The organism is Pseudomonas sp. Irchel s3f10 (assembly GCF_900187515.1).
Lineage (GTDB): Bacteria > Pseudomonadota > Gammaproteobacteria > Pseudomonadales > Pseudomonadaceae > Aquipseudomonas > Aquipseudomonas tensinigenes.
This window is the reverse complement of sequence record NZ_FYDZ01000005.1, coordinates 183588-202379: the sequence shown is the minus strand read 5'-3', so window position 1 is coordinate 202379 and position 18792 is coordinate 183588. Positions and strand designations below refer to the sequence as shown.

The following is an 18792-nucleotide window of genomic DNA, read 5'->3' as shown; positions in this document are numbered from 1 at the left end:
CGCCGCAACTGCGGTGGGGGCTTTCTCTATCTAGCGCGACACCTTTCAGGAGTTTCAAGCGATGGATGCAATCATTCTCGACCTCGGCGGCGATATCAAAGGCGACAGCCTGCTCGAAGGTTTTGCGGACAAGATCGAAGTCATGTCCTACAGCCACAATGTGGCGATGCAAGTGACCAACGATGTCAGCAACTCGGAGCGCACCTCCGGTAAACCCCATGTCGGCGAATTCACCTTGACCAAGTTCATCGACAGCTCGACGCCGTCACTCAACGAATACTGCTGCGCCGGCAAACCGATCCCCGAAGCCATCATCACTATCGGTCGCAACGCCGCCGAGGGCAGCGGACAGTTGATGCCCTTCATCGTCTACACCCTGACCAACGTGGTGATTTCCAACGTCAGCGTCAGCGGCGGCACCGGCGGCAAACCGGTGGAAACCCTGTCGCTGAACTTCACCAAGATCAAATGGGAACTCACCGCACAAAAAGACGATGGCACCAAAGAAGGCACCGCCGCGTCGACCTGGGACATGGCCGCCAACAAGCTTGTCAGCTAACCGGACGCCCCGGCCATGGCTGGCACCGGCATCCTGCCTCCGCTGCTCGAACGCCTCGCCTCCAGCGAGGCCGACAGCACGCGGGAGTTCGATCGGCAGGATTTGCTCGACTCGGTGCACGCCGAGCTCGGGCGCCTGTTCAACACCCGCCGTGGCCCGCGCACGCTGACCCAGCCGCCCAGCGTGATCGATTACGGCATCGCCGACTGGAGTGCACTGCAACAGCAACGCAGCGATGACCGTCGGCGGCTGGCACGGGACATCCGCGAAGCCATCACTCATTTCGAACCGCGCCTGATTCTCGGCGAAGTTCAGGTCAATCCTGTGCCCGAACAACCGCAACGAATGAGCATTCGCTTGATCGGCGAGTTGCGCAGCGGCGAGCAACACTGGCCGGTGGCATTTGTCATCGAACCCGGCGGGCAAGGGCTGGAGGTGCGCCATGAGCGACTCGATTGACCCGCAACTGCTCGATTACTACCAGCGAGAGTTGACTTGGCTGCGGCATGCCGGCGGCCAGTTTGCCGAACGCTATCCAAAAGTCGCGCGGCGCCTGCAATTGTCCCCCGGCGAATGCCCCGATCCACATGTCGAGCGGTTGCTCGAGGGTTTTGCCCTGCTGGCCGCGCGTCTGCAACGACGGCTCGATGACGATTACGCCGAGTTCAGCGATGCGTTGCTTGAACAGCTTTACCCGTTGGCCATGCGCCCGTTGCCGTCCTGCGCCATCGTTCAGTTCGAACCTGATCCAGGCAAAGGCAACCTCGACGAGGGCTATCCCCTGCCCCGCGACACCCCACTGTTCGTGACCACCGGCAAAGGTGAAAGCATTCACTTTCGCACCTCGGCCGCTGTGTGTCTGTGGCCGCTCGAAGTCAGCGAAGTGCTGTTGCTTGGCGGTGATGAAGCGCAAGCGCTGACCGGTGTCGCGCAATCGCGCTCGGCACTGCGCCTGAGCTTGCGCTGCCTTGGCGAAAGCCAATGGGCGGAACTTGGCATCGAGCAATTGCGCATCCATCTGGCCGCGTCGCCAGTGGTGAATGCCGCCCTGTATGACTTGCTCGGCGCCCATGCAGTGCAAGTGCTGGCCGGGTCGCCGGGCAGCGTGCCGATCGTACTCAAAGGCCTGCCGAAAACCGTCGGTTTCAGTGATGACGAAGTCATGTTGCCGGATGAAGACGGTGTGCATCCGGGCATGCGTTTGCTGGCCGAGTACTTCGCCTTCCCGGACAAATTTCACTTTTTCGATCTGCCGCTGAGCGGTGTCGCCAGCGACTGCCAGACGCTTTATCTGTACATCGTGTTCGACCGCGCGCCGGGCTGCCGCCTGCACTTGCAGGCCAGCGACATCGCTCTGGGCTGCGCGCCGGTGATCAACCTGTTCCCGCGCACCTCCGAGCCGCTACGCCCGGACGGCACCCGCAGCGAGTACCGTCTTATCGCCGACAGCCACCGCGAAAACAGCGTCGAGATTCACAGCATCCGAGGCATGCGCGCCAGCTCCAGCACCGGCGTACAACGGCTGCCAGCCTATTACGGGAGTCAGCACAGCGGCGGCGATCAACAACGCTACTGGCATGCGCGCCGGGTCAGCGGCATGACCGCGAACCGGCTCGGCAGCGACCTGTTGGTGAGCGTGGTCGACACCCGGTTCGAACCGCAAACCGATCTGCCCGACTACAGCCTGACGGCCGAGTTGCTGTGTACCAACCGGCACTTGGCCCAAAGCCTGCCCGCCGGGACACCGCTGGGTTTCGAACGCCCTGGCCCAGTGGCTTGGGCTCGCCTGCGCAACCCGCCGAGCCCGCAAAGTCTGCCGCGCCTGGATGGCGATTCACGCTGGCGGCTGGTGTCGCAACTGACTCTCAACCATCTGTCACTGGTCGAAGGTCCGCAAGCGCTCGATGCTCTTAAAGAGATCCTGCAGCTGCATAACCTGCGCGATGAAACCAGTGCGGTACGGCAGATCGAAGGCCTGCTGAATCTCAGTTGCGAACGGGTGATCGGCCATGTCGGCGGCGATGCGTGGCGCGGTTGGCGCAACGGTCTCGAAGTGCAGTTGCAACTTGATCCACAGCATTTTGTCGGTAGCAGCGCGGTGCTGTTTTCGGCGGTGCTGGCGCAGTTCTTTTCGGTGTACGCCACGGCCAATCGCTTTGTGCGCACGGTGTTGATGCAGGAAGACAAGGAGATCAAGGCATGGCAACCCCAAGCCGGCATGCCCCTGTCCCTCTGACCCTGAGCCAGCGCCTGCGCCGTGATCCGCAGGCGTTCGAGTGGTTGCAGGCGTTGTTGTTGCTTGAGCGCGAGCAGCCGCAGGCGCAATCACTCGGCAGCGGCACCTCGCCGCAAGCGGAAGCATTAAAACTGCGCGGGCCTCTGACGCCGATGTTCGCCGCCAGCCAGATCGAAGCCCTGCACGAAGAGCCTGGCGAACCGCTGACACTCGACACACCGATATTCGGTCTCGGCGGCCCGGACGGCCCTCTCCCCTACGCCTATCAGGATTGGCTGCAACAACGGGCGCGGGCCAAGGATCATGCACCGGCCGCGTTTCTCGATCTGTTCCAGCACCGCTTGCTCAGCCTGCTCTACAAAGTGATGCGCAAACACCGGGTCGCGTTGGGTTTTGTCACGCCGGGGGCTTCGCCGGTGCAGGCGCAATTGCGCGCGCTGACCGGTTTGCTGCCCAAGGCTTTGCAGGAGCGCCAGGCTGTTCCCGACTGCGCCGTGCTCGCGTGCACGGCGTTGTTTGCCGATGGCCGTCGCTCACTGGCGGGGTTCGCCGCGATTGTCCGCGAGCAATTTGGCGTGCCGGTCGAATTGAGCGCTTACGAAGGTGCCTGGCGACAGATCCCGCCCGCCAGCCGCAGTGTGATGAAAGCCGGTGGACGCAACCTGCAACTGGGCCGCAGCGCCGTGGCTGGCACGCGGGTCTGGGATGAGCACGCCGGCATTCGCCTGACCCTCGGGCCGTTGCCATCGATACAGGCGGCGCGCTTTCTACCGGATGGCGAAGCACACCCGGCACTGGCCAGCCTCGCCGGGTTGTATTTCGGCCCGGATCTGGACGTCAGACTGGTACTGCGGGTGCGCGGGGCCGGGCCGCTGAAACTCGCTCGCCAGACCCCGGTTCTGCTGAGCTGGAACGGCGGTTTGCAGCGTCAGGCCAGCCTCGGCGTGCAAACCATCGAAACCCGCCTTCGTCAGCTGGAGATCACCTGAACATGGAACTGGCCAGCCTGATCGGACGCCTCAACCCGGACAACCGTCGCGCCCTCGAACGCGCCGCGCAGCGCTGTTTGCAACGCGGGCATCACTTTGTCGAGATCGAACATCTGTTGCTGGAACTGCTCGACATCGAGGGGGGTGATTTGGCTTTTCTGCTGCCGCGTTTCGGCCTGGAACGTGATGCGCTCACGGCGGAGATCAACAAGGCGCTGGACCTGTTCAAGGCGGGCAGTACGCGCACACCGGCGCTGTCGTCGCACACCCTCGGTTTGCTCGAAGATGCAGTGGTGCAGGCCAGTGTGCTGGGGCTCGACAGCATTCGTTCCGGGTTGCTGTTGTTGGCGTTGATCGATCGCGATGAGCGCCGCAGCTTGTTGCTCAACAGCGCCTCGTCGTTGCTGCGGATTCCCAAGGAAGCACTCAGGGCGAACCTGCTGGAATGGACGGAAAACTCTCGTGAACATGTCGGTGCGCGTCCGGGTTCATCGGCCAATTCAGCCCCACGCCGGGACTCGGTGCTCGATCAATACACCCAGGACCTGACGGCCGACGCGCATGCCGGGCGCATTGATCCGATCGTGGGTCGCGACGGTGAGATTCGCCAGTGCATCGACATTCTGCTGCGCCGTCGGCAAAACAATCCGATTCTGGTCGGCGCACCGGGTGTGGGTAAAACCGCCGTGGTCGAAGGCCTGGCCCTGCGCATCGCTGCCGGGGATGTGCCGCCGTCGTTGCAGGAAGTCAGCCTGCGGGTGCTCGACCTCGGTCTGTTGCAGGCCGGTGCCGGGGTCAAAGGTGAATTCGAACAGCGCTTGAAGGGCGTGATTGACGCGGTGCGCAGTGCCGACAAACCGATCATCCTGTTCATCGACGAAGCCCACACCCTGATCGGTGCTGGCGGTGCCGAGGGTGGCAGCGATGCCGCCAACCTGCTGAAACCGGCGCTGGCTCGGGGTGAGTTGCGCACCCTCGCTGCCACGACGTGGATGGAATACAAAAAATATTTCGAGAAAGACCCTGCCCTCGCCCGCCGCTTTCAACTGGTGCAGGTTGAAGAACCGGACGAAATCACTGCCGTGGAAATGCTTCGCGGCGTGGCCGCCAAACTTGAACAGCACCACGGCGTACAGGTGCTCGATGCCGCTATTCATGAAGCGGTGAAGCTCTCGCACCGCTACATTTCCGGCCGCCAGTTACCGGACAAAGCCATCAGCGTGCTCGACACCGCGTGCGCCCGCGTCGCCCTCGGCCAGCATGATGTGCCGCCGCCGCTGGAAAGCCTGCGCCACCGCCAGCAAAGTCTGAAAGAAGAAGTCGACCGTCTGCGCCGCGAACAGGCCACCGGGCTGGACCACCGCGAACGCATCACGCTGCTGGAAAGTGAATCGAAGACCAATGTGCAAGCCATCCGCGAACTGGAAACCCGCTGGGGTGAAGAGCGTGTAGCCGTCCGCGAACTGCTCGACACGCGTCGTGAACTGCTGGCCTTGAGCGAACGTGCCGACAGCGACAAACCCGATGAAGCCACCGACAGCCGCATCGATCATCTCGCCGCCGAGCTGTTGCGCCTTGAGGCCGGACTCGACGCGATTCGTCAGGACGATCCACTGGTGCCGGAACAGGTCGACACCAAAACCGTCGCCGCCGTGATTGCTGGCTGGACCGGCATCCCCGTCGGCAAAATGCTTGCCGACGAAGCCCACGCTGTGCGCACCCTCGGCCAGCGCATGGGCCAACGAGTGATGGGCCAAAGCACCGCGCTCAATACCATCGCACAACGCTTGCAAGCCTACCGCGCCGGACTCACCGACCCACAAAAACCAGTGGGTGTGTTCCTGTTGGTCGGCCCCACGGGCGTGGGCAAAACCGAAACCGCTTATGCCCTGGCCGATGCGTTGTACGGCGGTGAACGCAACCTGATCAGCATCAATCTTTCGGAATATCAGGAAGCTCACACCGTCAGCCAACTCAAAGGCGCACCACCGGGTTATGTCGGTTATGGCAGCGGCGGCGTACTGACCGAAGCGGTGCGGCGCAAACCCTATTCGGTGGTGTTGCTGGATGAGATCGAGAAGGCCCATCCGGATGTGCTCGAGGCGTTCTACAACGTCTTCGATAAAGGCTTGATGGAGGACGGCACCGGGTTGGTGGTCGATTTCAAGAACACCGTGATGCTCGCCACCAGCAACGTCGGCGCTGAGCTTCTACTTGATACGCCGGTTGCACAACTCGGCTCCGAAGCCTTCAACGAAGCCCTGCACAAGGTCCTGCTGCAAGCCTTCCGCCCGGCGTTTCTGGCGCGCATGACCGTGGTTGCCTATCGGCCGCTGGATGAGGCGACGCTGGAAGGGATTGTGCTCGCCAAGCTTGAGAAGTTGCGTGGCCGCTACAAGGCAGCGACCGGCAAACAATTCGAGTTTGATTCGGGAATTGTCAAAGCGGTGCTCGCCAAGTGCAGCGCGGCGGGTGCGCGGGATGTCGAGAATGTGTTGATGACGCAGGTGACGGGGAAGTTGGCGGAGTGGGTGCTGGAAACCTGAGCCTGCGCTTTGCAGGGACGCATTCGGATCAACGACGCAGGAACACACATGCCGATCACTATCAGTTTCTACCTCGGCGCCAAAACCTTCGGCGCACCGTCCAACCCGCTTTCGATTGGCGCCGTGGTCAGTTGGTTGGCGAAATCCGGCTACCCCCTTGATCTTTATCGGGGAGAAGGCTTGATGCTGGCCGAGTTTCTCGGAAGAACGACCAATACCTATGGTTTCTTGCAACCTGCCGAGTTTCTGCGCGACCTGAAGAATTTTGTTTACCCGGGTACTGCGCAAGCGGCGCGCCCGGTGAATCCGCGCAAAACGCCCGAAAGCGAAGGCGTCTTCATGGCGCCGCCACAGACCGATGTAAAGAAACACACCAAGGACCGGATGCAGCATCAACTCAGGCTGTTCCTGATCATGTCCCTGTTGAAATGTAACGGCTGCTTCCACACCGCCAACGAAACCGATGTCGAACTCTCCAAAACCATCTTCCAGCATGGCCAGGGCAATGTGGGCGAAGCCGCCGCGCATAAAATCATGGCGACTTTCACCGTTCAACAGCACCAACTGGAAGACGTTGTGGCCGACAGCGCCTGTCGAACATTCCTGATCTACCTTCAATCAGAAACCTCCATCTTGAAATCCTATTTCAACAGCGCCGACAGTGAGGTGGAAGTTCTCATAAGAGACCACCTGCTGCGCATGGCCCGGGCCATCGTCACCGACGTCACGCTGGTCAAACCGATGAGCCGTGCCGAGTTCAAGGATTACGCCGAGCGCTTGTGGAGCACGTTCCATAGTCTCTATCTGGGTGCCTGCAGAGATGCGCTGCTCACGGCGGCGGAAAGAATGCGAAAAGAAACCCATAACTATGACTGCCGCAAGCTATTGCCCCACATTCCGCTGGGCCAATTGATGGAAGCCAAGAAAAAAGCGGCTGAAGCGGCCTACGCGACGATCGTCCTGGACACCTACTTTGAAAGCGCACAAATCACCGTTGAATGCCCGTTGACCGAGGGTGAAATAGACAATCTGTACGACGTGTTTTATTGACGCGGCCTCGGCTGATCGCAGTGTCTCGATGACATGTCTGACCGCCCGCCCTCTTCGACGACAGTTGAAGACTTCCACACCATGAAGGATCACCAATGGACTACGAACGAAGGGAACTCTTGCATATTCATTCTCCGTTGGATGACCTCAAGAGAATGGAAAAGGAAGCAAGGGACCACTGGAACCGCGTGATTCGGGAAACCGGAGCGTCGCCGCTGTGGTGGAAGTTGATGCGCAACCCCAAGTTTCGTGCGGCGGTTGAAGCCGAAGCAGAAAGAATTTATCTGGAAAGTATTGATGAGCTGGTGAAGCGAAGGGCAAATGAACTTGCTGTCACTCAGGAACTTGAAGAGGAATATCAGCGTCGGCTAAAGGCGCCTGGCCGGCAACTGGCGGCAAAAGTCCCGGAAAAACTGAATGACCTTCTGAAACGGGTTAGATCCGAACAAGAATCAGGCGTGACTTACGGGACGCTCGCCGAATACCGTCAATATGAAAAACACTTTGCCAAGGCACGAGAACGTGGCGACAGAATAATCATTCTCGGAAAACACTCAGGCGCAGAACTTAAAAAGCTCCTCTCCGTGATTCATCCGAAGATCGACACATCGTGCCTTAAAGACACAACCATGTATGGCGGCGACCTCATGATCATCGGCCTCGAACCCAGGGAGTTCGAGTCCTGGCTGAAACATCTGGGATTATGGGGCATGAACGACGAAGCCGGCATGATCACCAAAACTGTTCAGATGAAATGGGGTGAGTCCAGTGATCCGCAAAATACAGAGCATCAAATAACCTATGCGGGCATTCAACTCTCAGGACTACGCGATGAAACCGCATTGCCAATGGGCCATAGAGAAATCTCCATCGGACTATTGAACCCTGCCCATCCATGGGATGCGCTGGCACCCCACCTGGCAGGGCCGACGATCATCAGTGCGATAAAAAATGCATTTAAAGCGGGTAAACACGAAAAGCTGAACGTTCCTGAAGGAGGTTTATACCCTTTCGTCAGCCGGGTGGTCATTCGCACGACCAACTGGACACATCGCTTCCAGATCAGTGGCAACAATATTATTTGTACCTCAAGCACTCGACACACCGCACAGCATCGTCAGCTATTGGCCGACCCACGCCCGGGCAAACCGTCTGCAGGCACTCGTACAGGCACACTCATCAAGTTAAAAGTCGGGGCACGCATTCAAGTCGCAGGCAATTCTGTCGGGCAAAAAGCCTATTCTCTGACTCAGGAAGAAGTCACCAGGCTGGGAATCACCCTCCCCGAAAAACCACAACCCATTGAATTCGAAGTCGACCACACCGGGAAAATAATAAAGATCAATCGTATCGGCTAGCTGGCTGGGTAAAAGCGCAACTTGCCGTTGATAGCGTCCATTCGAAAAGGCTTCGCCAATGCCTCGTTCCGTAGACAGCAACACCACGTTTTCCCTCACTGCCGCTGCGCTGTCAGCGCTTTACCCTGAGGCATTGTCCGGTGACGAAGGCCTTAACATGCTGGGCGTGCAAACCCTTCACGGTCTCAACGATGGCGCCTCGCTCACCCTGACCAGCTCCGTTGCCACCCACATCACCACCACGCTGCACAAAGACGCCCAGATGCGTCCGTTCGACGCTCTCGTCGCCGAGATCCGCCAACTGCCTGCCGACGCAACCGCCGAGCGCTATCAGCTGGTTTTAAGACCGTGGCTCTGGTGGCTGACCTTGGCCAGCAACAACCGCGTATTCCAGAACCTCGCCACTTCAGACATCGTCACCACGATTTTCAAGGTCCACGGCTTCACCGACTTCAAGCTGTCGCTGACCAGCAGTTACACCCCCCGCGAATACTGCGTGCAGTACGGCGAAAGCGATTTCGCCTTTGTCTCGCGGCTACTGGAAGAGGAAGGCATTTTCTGGTTCTTCACCCACGATGAAGGCAAGCACACGCTGGTATTGGGCGACAGTAACGATGCGTTCGTCCCCATTCCCAACGGGCCGACGGTCAAATACCTGGGGCAAGTCCTGGGCGAGCGGGAATTACACGGCATTCGTTCCGGGCAAGTGTGCCTGCAAGCGGTGGCAGGGGTTTATCGCGCGACAGATTACGAATTCACCACGCCAACCACTTCGCTCTACGGCCAGGCCGAAGCTGTGGCCGGGCCGCTTTCGATCTACGAGCATCCGGGCGGCTACAACGCCAAGGCGCGCGGTGATGCGCTGACCAAGCAACGGATTGACGGCTTGCGCAGCGAGGAGAAACGCTTTGTCGGTGAAAGCGATTGCCGTTGGCTGATTCCGGGGCACTGGTTCACCCTCAACGGGCATGACGATGCGAGCCTTAATATCGACTGGGTGGTGACGCGGGTCACCCATGACGCTAGCCATGAACGCTATCGCAACCGCTTCGAAGCCATCCCCAAAGCCACGCCGTTTCGCCCGCAACGCACCACCCCGAAACCGCGCATGCATCCGCAGACAGCCATTGTCGTGGGCAAATCCGGTGAGGAAATCTGGACCGACGAGTACGGGCGGATCAAGTTACAGTTCCCGTGGGATCGCGACGGCAAGAACGATGAAACCAGTTCCTGCTGGGTGCGCGTGGTGTTGCCCTGGAGCGGCAAGGGATTTGGCATGCAGTTCATTCCGCGCATCGGCCAGGAAGTCATCGTCACGTTTATCGATGGCGATCCGGATCGGCCGCTGGTGACCGGTTGCGTCTACAACGGTGACAACGCCCTGCCCTATGCGCTGCCGGCCAATCAGACCCAGTCCGGAATCAAGACCCAGTCTTCCAAGGGTGGCGGTGGCTTCAACGAGTTGCGCTTCGAAGACAAGAAAGACGCCGAAGAAGTGTTTTTGCAGGCGCAAAAAGACCTGAATATCAACGTGCTCAACGACACCACGGCCACCGTCGGCCACGACGAAACCCTCACGGTGCAGAACGCCCGCACCCGCACGGTCAAGGACGGTGACGAGACTGTGACCCTGGAAAAAGGCAAGCGCAGCGTGACCATTCAGACCGGCAGCGACAGCCTCGATGTGAAGGATAGCCGCACGGTAACGGTGGGCGCCGACCAGAACCACAGCACCGGCGGCAACTACACCGACAAGGTCACCGGCGATTACAGCCTGACGGTGGACGGCAACCTGACAATCAAGGTCAGCGGCACCCTCACCCTGCAAAGTGGCGGCAGTTTCACGATCAAGAGCGGCGCCGATCTGGCGACCTCGGCCAGCACCTCGATCACGCACAAGGCCGGCACCGCGCTGACCAATCAGGCCGGCACTTCTCTGGACAACAAGGCCGGCACCACATTGACCAACGATGCCGGGATCAGCCTGACCAACAAGGGCGCCGCCTCGCAGACCGTCGATGGTGGCGGCATGCTGACCATCAAGGGCGGTCTGGTGCAGGTCAACTGAACAAGGAAAAGTCATGGCGATCACACCGCTGGATCTGCAGCAGGATGACAAACAGCTCAAGGGGCGATTGCAGGACGGTCAGCTTGATGGGCCGCTGAACATCAAGAATGACGGGCGTAGGCAAGCGGATCTGCATTACAGCCAAGGCGAGTTACAGGGCACTTCGCTGCTCTATCACGCCAACGGCAAGGTCTCGGCGCAGATGCCATTTGTGCGTGACAAGTTGCAGGGCGTAGCCAGTTTTTACGCACCGGAGGGATTTCTACAGCGCAAGGCAACCTATCGGCGCGGGTTATTGCATGGCGAGGCGTTCAATTACTTCCCGGATGGGCAAGTGGCGGAAGCCGAGGTTTATCGCGATGGCGTGCGTGAGGGGCGTTATCAGCGCTTTCATCCGAATGGCAAACCGGCGTTGGAGGCGCGCTATGTGAACGGACAATTGCTGGAGCCGGAGCAAGGCTTTGCCGAAGATGGGCGGCCGCTGGGCGCGGACGGCAAGCCGATTTCGCGGGTGCGCTGGTGGTATCGGCAGTGGACGGATCCGCAGCAGGCCTGAAAGCCCAGAAGAGCCCCTCACCCTAGCCCTCTCCCAGAGGGAGAGGGAACCGACCGAGTTGTCTTGCTTCATACATCGACCTGCAAGACCGAGTCGATTATGGATTCACAGCTAGACTTTCACGTCGGCGAAGCTAATCAATATCCCCCAATCGGCTCCCTCTCCCCCTGGGAGAGGGCTGGGGTGAGGGGTTTGGATTTCACGCCAAGTAAAAAACTCACGGAATCAGCATCTGCATCTGTCCCGGCACCACAATCTTGATCACCCCCGCCCAGTTGCACATCAACGTCGAGTTGGCATCGATCGCCGGCATCCCGCCCAGCAACAACGTCGGCGCTCCGCCGGGAATCCACGGCGTGGCCGTCGCGGGTATACACGGCATCGGCGTCAACACCCCCAGCGCGGCGGCAGTTGCAGCGGCGACCATCGGGTTGGCCAGGCTCATGCACACGCCAAACGGCAGGATATTCACCAACGGGATGTGATCCATGATGTTCGCCGCCGGCATCCCGCCGGTCAGCGTGCGGTTCACTGGCAACACATTGAGCATCGACGGCGCAGCGCCGAAGCTGCATTGCAGCGTGGCCGTGGCACAGACTTGCGGACAGCCCATTTCAAAGCTCCTTTTTGCCCATGGCATACCCGCTAAACCTTAGTCTGCCACGACCCTTCGCGCACATTCCCAAAGGTGATTATCCGGCAACACGCTAACCTATAAGACCGACCCGCGCTTGTGGCGACCTGAGCGCACCATTAGATTAGCCAATGATGTCTGGCCTCCAAAATAAGCAGAAGGGATAAGCATGGCGCTTACTGACCAGTCCACCCGTATCCGCTCCGGCGAAGAACTTGATGCCAGCCTGATCGATCCGTACCTCAAGGCGCACATTCCGGGCCTGAGTGGCACACCTGTGATCAGCCAGTTTCCCGGCGGCGCGTCGAACCTGACCTACCTGCTGGAATACCCGGAACAGGAGTTCGTCCTGCGCCGTCCGCCGTTCGGCCACAAGGCCAAATCCGCTCACGACATGGGCCGCGAATTCCGCATCCTCAATCAATTGCGCGACGGCTTCCCGTATTGCCCGAAAGCCTACGTGCACTGCACCGACGAATCGGTGATCGGCGCCGAGTTCTACGTGATGGAACGGGTCAACGGCATCATCCTGCGCTCGGAATTGCCGCCGGAACTGGGCCTCGATTCGGCAAAAACCGAAGCCTTGTGCAAAAGTTTCATCGACCGTTTCGTCGAACTGCACCGCGTCGACTACACCGCCTGCGGTCTCGGCGATCTGGGCAAACCGCAAGGCTACGTCGCCCGCCAGATCAAAGGCTGGAGCGAACGTTACGAAAAAGCCCTGACCCCGGACGCGCCACATTGGGAACAGGTCAAAGCCTGGCTCAATGACAAGATGCCGGCCGACCACCCGACCTCGAGCATCGTCCACAACGACTATCGCTTCGATAACGTCATCCTCGATCCGCAGAATCCGATGCAGATCATTGGTGTTCTGGATTGGGAACTGACCACCCTCGGCGATCCGCTGATGGATCTGGGCAACACCCTCGCCTATTGGATTCAAGCCGACGACCCGGCGCCAGTGCAACTGATGCGCCGCCAGCCGAGCCACGCACCGGGCATGCTCACGCGCCGCGAATTCGTCGATTACTACGCCGAGCGTTCGGGCATCCAGATCGACAATTTCGACTTCTACTACACCTACGGCCTGTTCCGCCTGGCCGGCATCGTGCAGCAGATTTACTACCGCTTCTACCATGGCCAGACCCAGGACAAACGCTTCGCGCAGTTCATTCACATGAACAAACTGCTGGAGCAGATGAGTTTGCAGGTCATTGCGAAATCGAGCCTCTGACGGCCCACACCCAGGAACCCTTATGTCCAAGACTCAGTTGTTCGACCTCGACGGCAAGATCGCTTTCGTCTCCGGCGCCAGCCGTGGCATCGGTGAAGCCATCGCCAAACTGCTCGCCCAGCAAGGCGCCCACGTCATCGTTTCGAGCCGCAAACTCGACGGCTGCCAGCACGTTGCCGACGCGATCATTGCTGCTGGCGGCAAAGCTACAGCCGTGGCCTGCCACATCGGTGAAATGGAGCAGATCAGCCAAGTCTTCGCCGGGATCAAGGAACAGTTCGGCCGCCTCGACATTCTGGTCAACAACGCCGCGACCAACCCGCAGTTCTGCAACGTGCTGGACACCGATCTCGGCGCGTTCCAGAAGACCGTCGACGTGAACATTCGCGGTTACTTCTTCATGTCGGTTGAGGCCGGCAAGCTGATGCGTGAAAACGGTGGCGGCAGCATCATCAACGTCGCGTCGATCAACGGCATTTCGCCGGGGATCTTCCAGGGCATCTACTCGGTGACCAAAGCGGCGGTGATCAACATGACCAAAGTCTTCGCCAAGGAATGCGCGCAATTCGGCATCCGCTGCAACGCCTTGCTGCCGGGCCTGACCGACACCAAATTCGCCTCGGCACTGGTGAAGAACGATGCGATCCTCAAGCAGGCACTGACGCAGATTCCGCTCAAGCGTGTGGCGGATCCGAGTGAGATGGCCGGTGCGGTTTTGTATCTGGCCAGTGATGCGTCGAGCTACACCACCGGGGTTGCGCTCAACGTCGACGGTGGGTTCCTGTCTTGATCCCCATTGCAAACAAATAACCCCCTGTAGGAGTGAGCCTGCTCGCGATAGCGGTGTGTCAGTCAACATTTATGTATTTGACACACCGCTATCGCGAGCAGGCTCACTCCTACAAGGGTTGTGTATCAGGCAATGACTTTCGGTAACTGCCAGCCGAAATGCACCGACAGCAAACGCAACAGCAAACACGCCGCCCCCGCCAGCAACGCCGCTGCTACCGGCGAAACGCCCAGCCTGCGCGCAACGATCAACACCGCCGCGCCAACAAACGCCGAACTCGCATACAAATCCGCCTGCAACACCACCGGTATCCGCGCCAGCACAATGTCGCGAATCACCCCGCCGCCAACCCCCGTGATCGTGCCCATCAGCATCGCCACAAACGGCGTAATGCCGAAATTCAACGCCTTCTGCGCACCCGCCACGGCAAACAACGCCAACCCCGCCGCGTCCAGCACGATCAGCGTCGAACCGGACCAACCCAGCACTTGCTCATGAAAGACAAACGCCAGCCCACCCATGAAAAACGCCAGCGCCGGGTAGCGCCAATCGGCCACAGCATTGGGTGGTGTTGCACCGATCAGCAGATCACGGGTGACCCCGCCGCCGAGGGCGACGATAAACGCAATCACCATCACCCCGAGCAAGTCGAGCTGACTGCGCATCGCCGCAATGGCGCCTTCCACGGCAAACACCGCCGTACCGGCCAAGTCGGCCACCAGCACAATCCGCTCAACCCGGGATTTTCGCCCCGCCGGCGCTACTGCGTGACGCAACGGGTGGTGGTGATGTGTCGAGTGACCTGCCCGTCGACGTACATGTCACCGGCGACTTCAGTGTTTTCGAGAACCTGACACGTGCGCTCCGGCGGTGGCGGTGGCGTCACTGGCGGAGGGGGTGGAGGACTGGCGCAACCAGCCAACAACACAGCAAAAAAAGCCAACGGCAACACGCGTTTCCCAAGATTGTTCATAGGACGACCCGCGATGAATGGAAGAGCAACTCCCGCGAACCAACCGATCACGGAAGACCTGAGCACTCATTCTTTATAGCCGAGTGCCTTGCAAGCGCCAGTAAAACCGCCATGTGGGGTGATTTTGCTGTCGATTTTGCGTCGAGATTTTGGGCGGGTTGGCAGACTGAAATCCGCTTTGCCAGTCACACTGCCATCGCCAGCAGGCTAGCTCCCACAATGGAATTGAGTACATCCAGCAGAGATTGGTCGGCTGTCAGGCCGCCATCGCGAGCAGGCTCACTCCTACAGAAAAGCAAAAGCAAACCACACCCGCTTTTCACCACTCAACAGGATGAGCGTTAGCTCGGCTGCAGCTCTTGATCTTGCCGTGCTGGCCCCTTCGGCAGGCTGAGTGGAGGGATTGATCCGGGGGGTGGGAGCGCAGCGACCGTTTGGCGAAGCCAAACACAGCGAGAGGAGGTGCAGCGAAGCAAACCGTAGGCGATGCGCCCGGATCGAGCCCGGAACGAAGGAACCCCGAGCCCCAGCGAGTGGGCCGAACGTCAGGGCAAAGCGTTTTGGTTACTTTTGGGCGTCTGCAAAAGTGACTCGCTGTAAGAGCGAAACCGCCAGCCGCAGCACCCGAAAAAACGGATATACACCCCAAACCCCAAGAGCATGGTCGGCCCAAAGGCCGCCAAGCCCAAAAGCTCTAAGCCAAATCCGGATCCCGAAAAGAACGCAAAGAATTGCTCTCCAACTCATACCGCAATTCTTCAATCAAAGCCTCGACCGACTCAGGCGTACGCAACGCATCAAGCTTCAACCCACTGATCACCAGATCCACCTGCCCCGACACCGGGTGATACAGCTTCACGGTCAGCGAATGATCACCGTCCACCAGACACTCACACGCCAGCGGCGAAAAACTGCGCTCAAGCTGCGCGCGCAACTGCGCAAGATTCATCATTGCGGTTGTTCCTTTAGCTACTTCGAAGGGACGCGACCACAAACCCAAAAGGCTTGCACCGCACCCCACCAGACTAAGAACAGCCGCCGCCCGCCAACACCTCAAATTGCACCAGACCCACTAGTGCATTTGCACCCTATCGCTGACCCTTGATGCTCGAATCCCCGGCAAACAGCCCACGCTCACGCGCCCAGACAATCGCCTCGCTGCGACTGTGCACATCCAGCTTGGAATACACCGTCGCGACATGATTTCGCACCGTGTTCGGCGCCAGTTTCAGCCGCGCCGCGATCTCCTTGTCCGCCAGCCCTTCACAGATCAACCCCAGCACATCACGTTCACGCGCTGTCAGATCGGTAAACGAAACGCTGGGCAATTGCGGCGAGTTGACCTTCTTCACATTGGCCAGTTTTTCGATAAGCGTCCGACTGAACCACGAAGCATCTTTCATCACCTCCTCAATCGCCGCCACCAGCTCAAGCTCGGTACGTTTACGCTCGGTAATGTCCATCAACACCAACAAATAACAGGGCGTGTCTTGAATATTCACGGTGTCAGCCGAGAGCGCACATTCGAGCAGGTCCGCATCCTTCTTGCGCACCCGCACATCCACCCGATCGACCCGACCGTTTTTCTCAAGCGCGGCCAGCAACCGCGTACGTGCGCCGCTGTCATCGATGAAATCCAGCTGCGTCACGGTTTTGCCGAGCACGTCCTCGCTGTCATAGGCGAGGGTTTCGAGGAAGGCCTGATTGACGTCAATCACCTGCTGCTCGTCGGCACTGCAGATCAGGATCGGCACTGGCGTCAGGCGAAACGCCTTGGCAAAACGCTCCTCACTCTGACGCAACGCCACTTCCGCCTTATGTCGCAGCTCCATGTCGACAAAGGAAAACAGCATGCAATCCTCATCGTTGAGCGTCAGCGGCTGGCCGGCAACGATCACTTGTTTGCTACCGCCATCGGGCAGGCGCAATTCGGCCTGCATTTGTGGAATGGTCGCGACGTCGCGCAGACGCTGGATCGCCAGATCCTTTTTCTCGGCCTGCTCGAAGATGTCGATTTCATAAGCCGAAGTGCCGATCACCTGCTCACGGGTGTAGCCAGTCATTTCGAGAAACCCCGGATTGACCTTGATATACCGCAAATCGCTGAGGCGACAGATCACCGCCGGCGCCGGGTTGGCATTGAAAGTCTTTTCGAAACGCTGCTCGGCGTTGGCCCAGTCAGTGACGTCACTCATGATCAACACCAACGACTCGGGCTGCCCTTCGCGATCCGTGAGAATCATGCTGCGCACGCTGTGCACCCAAATGCGCTCCGGGTCGTCGGCCGGTGACACTTCAATCAGCACGTCATTGAAACTCTCACAGCGCGCCACCCGGCTGATCGGATAGTTTTCGGCGGTGATCGAGTGATTGTTGCGATAGCGCAGGTGGAACTTTTTGGCGTACTCGTCGGCATTGTGGCCCAGATCGGTGATCCGTTTAACACCGTGCATGGCCAGCGCGGCTTCGTTGGCCCAGAGAATGCTCTGATCCAGCTCCAGCAAAATCACCCCGTCGGACAGCCCGGCGATGATCTGCTGCAACTGGCGGCGGTTGGTTTCGGTGGTCAGGACTTCCTGGCTCATTGGATCTCCACAAGTGATACGCCCATGTGAAGAGTACGACCGCGGCCACCTCTGATCGTGCCGAGCATAAATGTTCGCAACTGCACAAATCCCTTTGTAGGCCTTCGCCTGCTCGCGATAGCGGTGTGTCAGTCAGCAGATCCGTTGAATGACACACCGCTATCGCGAGCAGGCGAAGGCCTACAGGGATCGCGGTGCATTCGCGATTTCAAGCTTTGTCGTCTAACGTTAATACCTCATCGGATTGAGCCCCTGCCCGCAATATCGGGCTCTTGATCAAGGAGAGACTGATGACGTCGCGTCGCAACATCGAACAGACCTACCGCACCTGGTCCAGCCCGATTCTGCTGGAGCTGAAAAAGCGCGAACACCAAATGAAGCCGGTCGAGCGCCAGGCGCTGGAAAATGTTTTGGTGGAAAGAAGGTTGCTGGACATCGGCATTCCGGACGACATTGAACGTCGCCGAAATAGCAGCGACTGACAATGCGCTATCGCGAGCAGGCTTGCCCCACAGGTTTTGCGGCCGATCACAAAGTGTGTTCACCCACAATCACTGTGGGAGCGAGCCTGCTCGCGAAGAGGCCAGTAAAGACACCGTCATCACTTGGGCCGCAATTGCCAACTTCGCTCCGGCGGCCGATAAACTGGTCCTTCGCCGGTTCTCAAACCAGCAATCCGGCATTCTTCGGTAGATCGAGCAAACCTTTCGGCACCAGCGGCGCCTGCTCGCTGAAGCTTGAACTGTCATGCCAACGCACGGTGAACGGCGCGCCGTCGCTTTCATGTCCGTGAATCTGCGCATGGGCGTATACGCCCGCGTCGACAAACATCGCGCCATACACCTGAACAATTTCGTGACCCGGCTTACCGTTGTAGACGAAAAGGCTTTCGAGTGTGCCGAGCAGGCGCACGTCAGTCATCGACAGGTCCAACTCCTCCTGCACTTCGCGCACTACTCCCCGACATCACCTTGCGCCCGAATCTCAGACCGGAGAAATCGTCGCGAGCAAGCCGATCAGAATGGTCAGTGCCAGAAAGCCACCCAGGAAAATCGCCATCTTGTTCATGTTGCTCTCCTCAATGCCGGGTTTGCGGTGCACTGAACGCTTCGGAATGAAGAACTGTCGAGAGTGACCGCAGTGCCGGGGCATTTTGAGCGTTCGGCTGCGCCGGTAACAGCTTCAGATAATACGAAAAAATACGGATCAGA

Annotated in this window: 17 protein-coding genes and 1 pseudogene; 12 read left to right on the top strand and 6 right to left on the bottom strand. The window is 59.3% G+C overall.

Annotated elements, in window-relative coordinates:
• Nucleotides 1-61 precede the first annotated feature (61 nt).
• From CKW17_RS13945 to CKW17_RS13905, 9 genes are all read left to right on the top strand, one after another.
• Nucleotides 62-559 (top strand): Hcp family type VI secretion system effector, encoded by a 498-nt coding sequence (locus CKW17_RS13945; protein ID WP_016982930.1) that lies wholly within the window; start codon nt 62-64, stop codon nt 557-559.
• A gap of 15 nt (nt 560-574) precedes the next feature.
• A complete protein-coding gene (gene tssE / locus CKW17_RS13940) occupies nt 575-1018 on the top strand; it encodes a type VI secretion system baseplate subunit TssE (RefSeq protein ID WP_095120269.1) in 444 nt (147 codons plus the stop codon).
• Entirely contained in the window at nt 1002-2795 is a 1794-nt protein-coding gene (gene tssF, locus CKW17_RS13935) for a type VI secretion system baseplate subunit TssF (RefSeq protein ID WP_095120268.1), read from the top strand. Before tssE ends, tssF begins: the two co-directional genes overlap by 17 nt.
• The gene (tssG, locus tag CKW17_RS13930) at nt 2759-3784 is read left to right on the top strand and encodes a type VI secretion system baseplate subunit TssG (protein ID WP_095120267.1); all 1026 of its coding nucleotides are present in this window, start codon (nt 2759-2761) and stop codon (nt 3782-3784) included. The genes tssF and tssG overlap by 37 nt, the downstream gene beginning before the upstream one ends.
• 2 nt (nt 3785-3786) lie before the next feature.
• On the top strand, nt 3787-6330 hold the full coding sequence (tssH, locus tag CKW17_RS13925; RefSeq protein WP_095120266.1) for a type VI secretion system ATPase TssH: 2544 nt from the start codon (nt 3787-3789) through the stop codon (nt 6328-6330).
• A gap of 48 nt (nt 6331-6378) precedes the next feature.
• The gene (locus CKW17_RS13920) at nt 6379-7380 is read left to right on the top strand and encodes a hypothetical protein (protein ID WP_095120265.1); all 1002 of its coding nucleotides are present in this window, start codon (nt 6379-6381) and stop codon (nt 7378-7380) included.
• A gap of 95 nt (nt 7381-7475) precedes the next feature.
• A complete protein-coding gene (locus tag CKW17_RS13915; protein ID WP_095120264.1) occupies nt 7476-8738 on the top strand; it encodes a hypothetical protein in 1263 nt (420 codons plus the stop codon).
• 58 nt (nt 8739-8796) lie between these two features.
• Nucleotides 8797-10806 carry a type VI secretion system tip protein VgrG gene (gene tssI, locus CKW17_RS13910; protein ID WP_095120263.1) on the top strand — a complete coding sequence of 670 codons (2010 nt, stop codon included), beginning with the start codon at nt 8797-8799 and terminating at the stop codon, nt 10804-10806.
• A 13-nt stretch (nt 10807-10819) separates the two neighbouring features.
• A complete protein-coding gene (locus CKW17_RS13905; RefSeq protein WP_095120262.1) occupies nt 10820-11362 on the top strand; it encodes a toxin-antitoxin system YwqK family antitoxin in 543 nt (180 codons plus the stop codon).
• A gap of 217 nt (nt 11363-11579) precedes the next feature.
• Here CKW17_RS13905 and CKW17_RS13900 read toward each other — a convergent pair whose 3' ends face one another.
• On the bottom strand, nt 11580-11975 hold the full coding sequence (locus CKW17_RS13900) for a DUF4280 domain-containing protein (RefSeq protein ID WP_016985257.1): 396 nt from the start codon (nt 11973-11975) through the stop codon (nt 11580-11582).
• Between the two features lie 190 nt (nt 11976-12165).
• On the opposite strand from CKW17_RS13900, the gene CKW17_RS13895 reads away from it, so the two are divergent.
• Together CKW17_RS13895 and CKW17_RS13890 are read left to right on the top strand one after the other, a co-directional pair.
• Complete coding sequence (locus CKW17_RS13895) at nt 12166-13233, top strand: phosphotransferase family protein (protein ID WP_095120261.1); 1068 nt, start codon at nt 12166-12168, stop codon at nt 13231-13233.
• A gap of 22 nt (nt 13234-13255) precedes the next feature.
• The gene (locus CKW17_RS13890; protein ID WP_095120260.1) at nt 13256-14023 is read left to right on the top strand and encodes an SDR family oxidoreductase; all 768 of its coding nucleotides are present in this window, start codon (nt 13256-13258) and stop codon (nt 14021-14023) included.
• A 125-nt stretch (nt 14024-14148) separates the two neighbouring features.
• Here CKW17_RS13890 and CKW17_RS13885 read toward each other — a convergent pair whose 3' ends face one another.
• The 4 genes from CKW17_RS13885 to CKW17_RS13875 all read right to left on the bottom strand — a co-directional run bounded on the left by CKW17_RS13885 (nt 14149) and on the right by CKW17_RS13875 (nt 17581).
• A complete protein-coding gene (locus CKW17_RS13885) occupies nt 14149-14742 on the bottom strand; it encodes a trimeric intracellular cation channel family protein (RefSeq protein WP_256586236.1) in 594 nt (197 codons plus the stop codon).
• 41 nt (nt 14743-14783) lie between these two features.
• Complete coding sequence (locus tag CKW17_RS29870) at nt 14784-14996, bottom strand: hypothetical protein (protein WP_141234568.1); 213 nt, start codon at nt 14994-14996, stop codon at nt 14784-14786.
• Between the two features lie 694 nt (nt 14997-15690).
• Nucleotides 15691-15948 carry a DUF1652 domain-containing protein gene (locus CKW17_RS13880; RefSeq protein WP_095120258.1) on the bottom strand — a complete coding sequence of 86 codons (258 nt, stop codon included), beginning with the start codon at nt 15946-15948 and terminating at the stop codon, nt 15691-15693.
• A 136-nt stretch (nt 15949-16084) separates the two neighbouring features.
• Nucleotides 16085-17581 carry a helix-turn-helix transcriptional regulator gene (locus CKW17_RS13875; RefSeq protein WP_095120257.1) on the bottom strand — a complete coding sequence of 499 codons (1497 nt, stop codon included), beginning with the start codon at nt 17579-17581 and terminating at the stop codon, nt 16085-16087.
• A 290-nt stretch (nt 17582-17871) separates the two neighbouring features.
• Between CKW17_RS13875 and CKW17_RS13870 the strand changes: the two genes are divergently transcribed.
• Nucleotides 17872-18063, top strand: coding sequence for a hypothetical protein (locus CKW17_RS13870; RefSeq protein ID WP_095120256.1), 192 nt, complete (start codon nt 17872-17874; stop codon nt 18061-18063).
• 181 nt (nt 18064-18244) lie between these two features.
• Here the strand turns inward: CKW17_RS13870 and CKW17_RS13865 are convergent.
• A pseudogene (locus tag CKW17_RS13865) lies at nt 18245-18538 on the bottom strand (NUDIX hydrolase); the annotation flags it as partial.
• Between the last annotated feature and the right edge of the window lie 254 nt (nt 18539-18792).